Source organism: Vibrio makurazakiensis (assembly GCF_050337375.1).
GTDB classification, from domain to species: Bacteria; Pseudomonadota; Gammaproteobacteria; order Enterobacterales; family Vibrionaceae; genus Vibrio; species Vibrio makurazakiensis.
In genome coordinates, this window is record NZ_JAKJSW010000227.1 from 1 (window position 1) to 6,180 (window position 6,180).

General features: G+C 40.5%; 6 protein-coding genes. 2 read left to right on the plus strand and 4 right to left on the minus strand.

Annotated elements, in window-relative coordinates:
* The first annotated feature begins 203 nt into the window (after positions 1–203).
* Both queE and queC read left to right on the plus strand, forming a co-directional pair.
* Positions 204–872 (plus strand): 7-carboxy-7-deazaguanine synthase QueE, encoded by a 669-nt coding sequence (queE, locus tag L4C33_RS18515; RefSeq protein WP_428813885.1) that lies wholly within the window; start codon positions 204–206, stop codon positions 870–872.
* 67 nt (positions 873–939) lie between these two features.
* Positions 940–1,620, plus strand: coding sequence for a 7-cyano-7-deazaguanine synthase QueC (gene queC / locus L4C33_RS18520; RefSeq protein ID WP_428813886.1), 681 nt, complete (start codon positions 940–942; stop codon positions 1,618–1,620).
* Here the strand turns inward: queC and L4C33_RS18525 are convergent.
* From L4C33_RS18525 to L4C33_RS18540, 4 genes are all read right to left on the minus strand, one after another.
* Entirely contained in the window at positions 1,610–3,421 is a 1,812-nt protein-coding gene (locus L4C33_RS18525; protein ID WP_428813887.1) for a GGDEF domain-containing protein, read from the minus strand. The genes queC and L4C33_RS18525 overlap by 11 nt on opposite strands.
* Before the next feature lie 319 nt (positions 3,422–3,740).
* The gene (locus L4C33_RS18530; RefSeq protein ID WP_428813888.1) at positions 3,741–4,091 is read right to left on the minus strand and encodes a DUF2750 domain-containing protein; all 351 of its coding nucleotides are present in this window, start codon (positions 4,089–4,091) and stop codon (positions 3,741–3,743) included.
* A gap of 135 nt (positions 4,092–4,226) precedes the next feature.
* On the minus strand, positions 4,227–4,850 hold the full coding sequence (locus L4C33_RS18535) for an OmpA family protein (RefSeq protein WP_428813889.1): 624 nt from the start codon (positions 4,848–4,850) through the stop codon (positions 4,227–4,229).
* Positions 4,850–6,157, minus strand: coding sequence for a TolC family outer membrane protein (locus tag L4C33_RS18540; protein ID WP_428813890.1), 1,308 nt, complete (start codon positions 6,155–6,157; stop codon positions 4,850–4,852). Before L4C33_RS18540 ends, L4C33_RS18535 begins: the two co-directional genes overlap by 1 nt.
* Between the last annotated feature and the right edge of the window lie 23 nt (positions 6,158–6,180).

Sequence of the window (6,180 nt, forward strand, 5' to 3'; positions counted from 1 at the left end):
CCATATCAAGTGCGATCAGTTTGTACATAAGGGTCCTTACTAAAAATGCTAACGATATTGATAGCGAGAGAATAAGGGAAGATAACCAATCATGCTAGAGGTTTGTCAGCCATATTGAAGTGTTCATTTGTTTGACCAAAGCTACTAAGTGTTTTATGGTCTGCGCCTGAATAATTTCACAAAATGACAGAGCTGAGGGAAAGTTGTACAAGATTAATGAAATGTTTGAAACCATCCAGGGTGAAGGTGTCTTTACTGGTGTTCCTGCTGTATTTGTCCGTTTGCAAGTATGTCCGGTTGGCTGTTCATGGTGCGATACAAAGCAAACATGGGAAGCGCTAGCAGAAGACGAAACGTCACTAGGCGATATCATGGTAAAAACGGAAGATTCTCCAACATGGTCAGCGATCGACGCTTCGGGCATAGTTGATGAATATATAAAGCAAGGTTACACAGCGAAACACATTGTGATCACTGGCGGAGAACCATGTATTTATGATCTTGTCCCACTCACTGAAGCCTTTGAGAAAATAGGCTGCCGTTGCCAAATTGAAACCAGCGGTACGTCAGAAGTTAAAGCGACTAAAGATACATGGGTGACAGTGTCACCAAAAGTCGCAATGAAAGCCAAGTTGGATATCGTAGACAGCGCTTTATGGAGAGCCAATGAGATTAAGCACCCCGTGGGCACGAGTAAAGACATTGAACAGCTAGATGCTTTAATCGCGAGAGTCGATCTTTCTGAGGAAACCGTGATAGCTCTTCAACCAATCAGCCAGAAAGAACGTGCAACTCAACTATGTATTGATACTTGTGTTAAGCGAAACTGGCGTTTGTCGATTCAAACTCACAAATACTTAAGTATCGCGTAACGAAGATTAAGCTAACCTGTTTAGTAATCTAACCTTACTGACGCTGTTTACAGCAAAGGAATAAAACATGAATAAAGCAGTTGTTGTTTTTAGTGGTGGTCAAGACTCAACGACCTGTCTAGTACAAGCCCTTCGAGAGTATGACGAAGTACATGCAATTACGTTCGATTATGGTCAGCGCCATAAATTAGAAATAGAAGTTGCTCAGTCATTGTCTAAAGAGCTTGGTGTTACGGCTCATAAAGTGATGGACGTAACACTACTTAATGAGTTAGCCATCAGTTCGTTAACTCGTGACGATATTCCGGTGTCTCACGAATTACAAGAAAACGGACTGCCTAACTCCTTTGTTCCTGGTCGCAATATCCTTTTTCTAACACTTGCAGGTATTTATGCATATCAAATCGGTGCACAAACAGTAATTACTGGTGTTTGTGAGACTGATTTTTCTGGTTACCCTGATTGCCGAAATGACTTTGTAAAAGCAATGAACTCTGCTTTGGTTCAAGGCATGGATAAAGAACTAGAAATTAAAACGCCATTAATGTGGCTTAATAAAGCGGAAACGTGGGCATTAGCGGACCAATATTCAGCTTTAGAGCTTGTTCGACATAAAACACTGACTTGTTATAACGGACTTATCGGTGATGGCTGTGGCGATTGCCCTGCGTGTGATCTTCGTAAAGCTGGCTTATCTGAGTACTTAGATAACAAAGAGTCAGTTACTCAGGCTCTTCTCAATAAGTAGGGTTGGGTAAATCGATAGCTTCATTGTAAGCATCGATTATACAATTACGCCCATTTTTCTTCGCTTGGTACAGAGCTTGATCTAGGATTGAGTAAAGCTCATCAAAGTCGCTGAGTGAACGAGAAGTCGATATATAAGAAAAGCTCGCCGTGGTTGTTAAACTACGGTGAGTTTCAGATTTAAAAATTGTTTTAGAAACCGTTTGGTGCAGGCTAGTGACTCGATGCCTGATATCTTGATCTTCGATATTCGTCAGAAAAATCAAAAACTCTTCACCACCCAGTCTTCCTATACACTCGTCAGCTTGTAGCGAGTCTCTGATGTTTTGAGATATTTGAACTAGTGCTTTATCACCAGTAGGGTGCCCATATTCATCATTTATTTGTTTGAAGTTATCTAAATCTAACAGCACCAATACATGGCTTGTTGTTTTGTCTTCAAGGGCTGGGATTGCTTTAATTTTATTAATGATAGTCGCCCGATTTAGGCACTGCGTCATTAAATCGTAAGATGCTCTTTTCTTTATTTTTCTATTGCTATAAAACGATAAGCTAGCACCAAGAAGCAAAACGAAAACGATGATGTTATACATTGTTCGTTGTTCTTCCATTCGTTCGTTTTGCAATTTTTCCAGTCGTAATTCGTTCATCAAGGCCGAACTTTCTAATTCTTGCTCGTATCGACTTCTTGTTAGCTCGATAGCTTCAATTGCGAGTCGATTGTCGATGTCACGACTACTAAGCTCGGCTTCAGCGTATTGCATGTAGTAATTATGAGCGCTTTGGTAATCGCCATTTAGCTTCGATAGATCAGTAAGTTGTAACAATACTCGACTTAAATATTTATTGCGTTGTACTTTTTCGGATAAGTCTTTAGCCAAATAGGCGTAGTGGAATGCGTTATTCAGTAATTGCTGAGCCTCAAAAGCGTCACTTAATGCAAGGTAGCTTTCAGTTCGGATACCATCACTTTCAAACTCAGCTGCACTTGATAAAGCTTCGACTAAGTATTTTTGAGCCAGATCGTATTCTTGCAGTTGAGTGTAAGCTTTACCTAGACCTAATTTGGTGAGAGCTAAACCATATTTATGCTGTGTTTCTTCTAGAGAAGTCAGGACATTTTTAAAGTGCTCTACGGATTTTTCTACTTGCCCCTGAACCATGTAGAAGTTTGCTAAGCTGTGCTCTACTTGAGCTTGTTTGAGTAATGGGGCAGAGGAGCGAAGTTTAAGCGCTTTGATTAAGTATTCTTCTGATTTTTCGAACTGTTTGAGTTCTTTTAAAAGGTTACCAATGTCGTTATATGCACCAGAAACATCTACGTTCTTGGGTGTATTCTCCAATAATCGTTGGTATGTCTTCAAAGCTAGGCTGTAGTCACCACGAAAATGCTGATTGTTTGCGATAACTCTATATCCAACATACTTAGGCATAGCGGGATTTGCTGAAGAGTCCAATAGATCAGCAAGGGACGAGCAGTAGAAGTTCGCTGAATGGTATTGAGATTGCTCGTTTAAAGAACGACATAACTGATAAGTGAAGAGAATTTGTGCATCTTGATCATACTTAAGTTGAATGTTGTTCAAGAGCTTCAAAAAACCTTGCTGAGCGCCCACGTAATCCCCATTATCTTCTTCCGAAAGAGAATGAATAAATAACGCTTCAATCTTCGAATATTCAGGATCTGGAGAGTCGCCACCGAAATAGGGCTGTCCGTTCATTGACATAAAATGATACAGCAAAGAACTAATATAGAGCTTGTGACCCGAAGAAGGCAAACCTGCATATCGCTCTTGCAGCATATCGAGGGCATGTGTTGGTTCTGAGGATCGCTTACTTAGGTATACTTGATACCACTTACTATTAATGCTGTCACTAGACTGCAACGCCGAGGTGTTTGCTAAATTGGCATTTGAGTAGAAACTGATGCTGATAAGAAAAAGCGTACAAATTAATTTCGAAAAAGTCGGCATATGAAAAGCAATATTAGATAAGGAATRACATTCTATAGCCGTTAAATATGGTTCGCAATTATCCTAAGGAGATGGAAATTGATTTTGCGATAGGCTTATCAGGAGGTAAAACGGGAAGCGGCCGTAAATAATTACGACCGCTTAAATACTAGATATAAAGTTTTGCTAAATCAGACGGCTCAAGCTCTTTACCTTCTAATGATGAATTCCAGTTGGTACCAACAAGAACGCCATCTTCAGCAAGAGTTAATAACCAATCTTCAACGAAAATATCTAGAGGGATTTCTAGAACTTCAAAGTCAGCCCATTCCTCTACATTATGAGTTTGTGCATCTTCTTTAGAAGACCAGAAAGGCATTACTTCGCTGTTTTCGAATTCAGTAGAGTCACATGCTAGCCAACCTTCGTCGTTACGAAGTCCCCATACAATTTTGCTTGCAGTTGTTTCAGCTACAAATAGGTCRAGGTTTGATTGGATATCAGCAGTTAGTTTACTCATTATTTAGCTCTCTATGTTTTGAACGATGCTAGGGTAACACTATAGATTTCCAAGGTATATAATAAAAACTACTCATAGGTTGGTTGCATATGATAAGTAAGAAAAAGGCCAACTATATAGTCAGCCTTTCTAAGATTACTTCTTAATCTTGGTGAAAATATCCCACTCTTCTTTTACATTCCCTTTAAAGCCAACCACACTCGCGAGTACTTTTCGATTCTTAGCATGAGTTAGCTCATCCGTTCCAAGATCTGTCAAATTGTCAGCACCGTAGCCAACGATTCTGATCCTAGTATGACTAACTCCGTTGTCTATAAGTGCTTGGCGCACTGCGTTCGCCCGTTTTTTTGATAGCTCTAAATTGTAAGAGGCCTTACCAACTTTACTTGCATAACCCAGCAGTTCAATTGAGGTTGATGAGTACTGCTCTAGGAAATCTGACATTTCACGTATTTGAGCTAAAAATACCGGATTTACTACAGCGGAGTCATTTGAAAATAGAATATGTATATCTTTATTTTCAGACGTTTTAATGTAAGTGCTGCACCCATCATTATCTAACTCAGCTTTAGCTGGCGTGCCGGGGCAAAGGTCGCGAGCATTGATAACCCCGTCATTATCGTCATCAATTAAGTCTGCGTTTTGAATGGAGTTTGGAACCTCTCGGTATTCAAACTCGTCACTTTGTATATCACTAGCGTGAACGGCTAGCGGGCTAGAAAGGGCAAACAGAGATAAGGCTAATTGTGTAATCTTCATTAGTAGTCCACCTTTTCATTCCACTGTTCTGGCACATCGACGCGCAGAGCCATTAATAAATTACCTGTTGCGTTCATTACTCTATATTTAGCGTACTGTTCATCGTATTTAGCATCTAAGTAACCTTTACGCGCTTCAAACAATTCATTCTCAGTGTTTAACAGGTCTAATAAAGTACGCTTACCAATACGGTATTGCTTTTCATACGCTATGACAGTATCTGATGCAGAGTCTACGTGATCAGAAAGGAAGTCCTTTTGTTGAACCGTTAGGTCTAGAGCACTCCATGACAAGCGGAGTCCTTCTTCTACAACACGATAAGTGCGTTCGCGCAGGTCTTTTGCTTTGTTTAATTGAAATGCAGCGCTTTCTGAACGGTCTGAATCAGAACCACCATTGTATAAGTTGTAACGAAGTCTCAGCATTGCTGAAAACTCATCACTACTTCCTTCCACACCGCCTGCGTCATCTCTCCATGTTTGCGCAGCTTCGAAAGATAACGTTGGGTAATTGGTACTTTTGCTTTGTTTGTATTGGAATTTAGCTGAATCGACATCAACTTGTGCAACCCTAATAACAGGATGCTGTACAAGAGCGTCTTTTAAAGCGCCATCAACAGTCAGTGGGATTGCGTTGGAATCCGCTCTTGGGAAGACGAGTCCTTGTGGCGATTGGCCGACAATACGCATAAATTGTGTGTGCGTATCAAACAGGTTGTTTTGAGCTGCAAGCAAATTACCGTGTGCTTTCGCTATTCGCGCTTCCACCTGCGACATGTCAGCTGTAGAACCTATACCTGAATCAACACGCTTCTTGATATCACGATAGATATCTTTATGGGTCGCCAAATTGCTCTCGGATAAAGAAAGAACTTCGTACGCTTTTACCGCATCAAGGTAAATTTTTGTTACTTCTAAAGCAATGTCTTGAGCGTCTGAGAGAAGTTGGTATCGAACCGATTCTGCATCTGCCGCGGTTCTATCCATATCATTTAACGTGCCAGAACCATCCCAAATCAACTGGGTTAATGTGAGGGTTGCTTCTTTACGTGTTAACTCTGTTTCGTCTGTTGAAGATGCTAAGTCGGTCGTTTCATAGCCGATACCTGCATCTAAATCAATACTTGGTCTATAAGCACCGCCAGATGCGTCATTCAGATAGCGCTTACTGACATATTCATTGTAAGCACTTTTAATTTCAGGGTTACTTTGAAGGGTTATAGAAACCGCTTGTTCAAGTGTTTGACCTACCGACGGGAAACTTAGGGCGATCAATGTACTTAATGTACTTTTCTGAATCCAATTCAACTTGCTTCTCCAAAAGCCTGAGT

What these genes read in the sequence shown, in the direction of transcription:
- L4C33_RS18525 (WP_428813887.1), bottom strand. Translation starts at nt 3,421, where the DNA reads ATGCTGCAAGAGCGATATGCAGGTTTGCCTTCTTCGGGTCACAAGCTC.
- L4C33_RS18535 (WP_428813889.1), bottom strand. Translation starts at nt 4,850, where the DNA reads ATGAAGATTACACAATTAGCCTTATCTCTGTTTGCCCTTTCTAGCCCG.
- queC (WP_428813886.1), top strand. Translation starts at nt 940, where the DNA reads ATGAATAAAGCAGTTGTTGTTTTTAGTGGTGGTCAAGACTCAACGACC.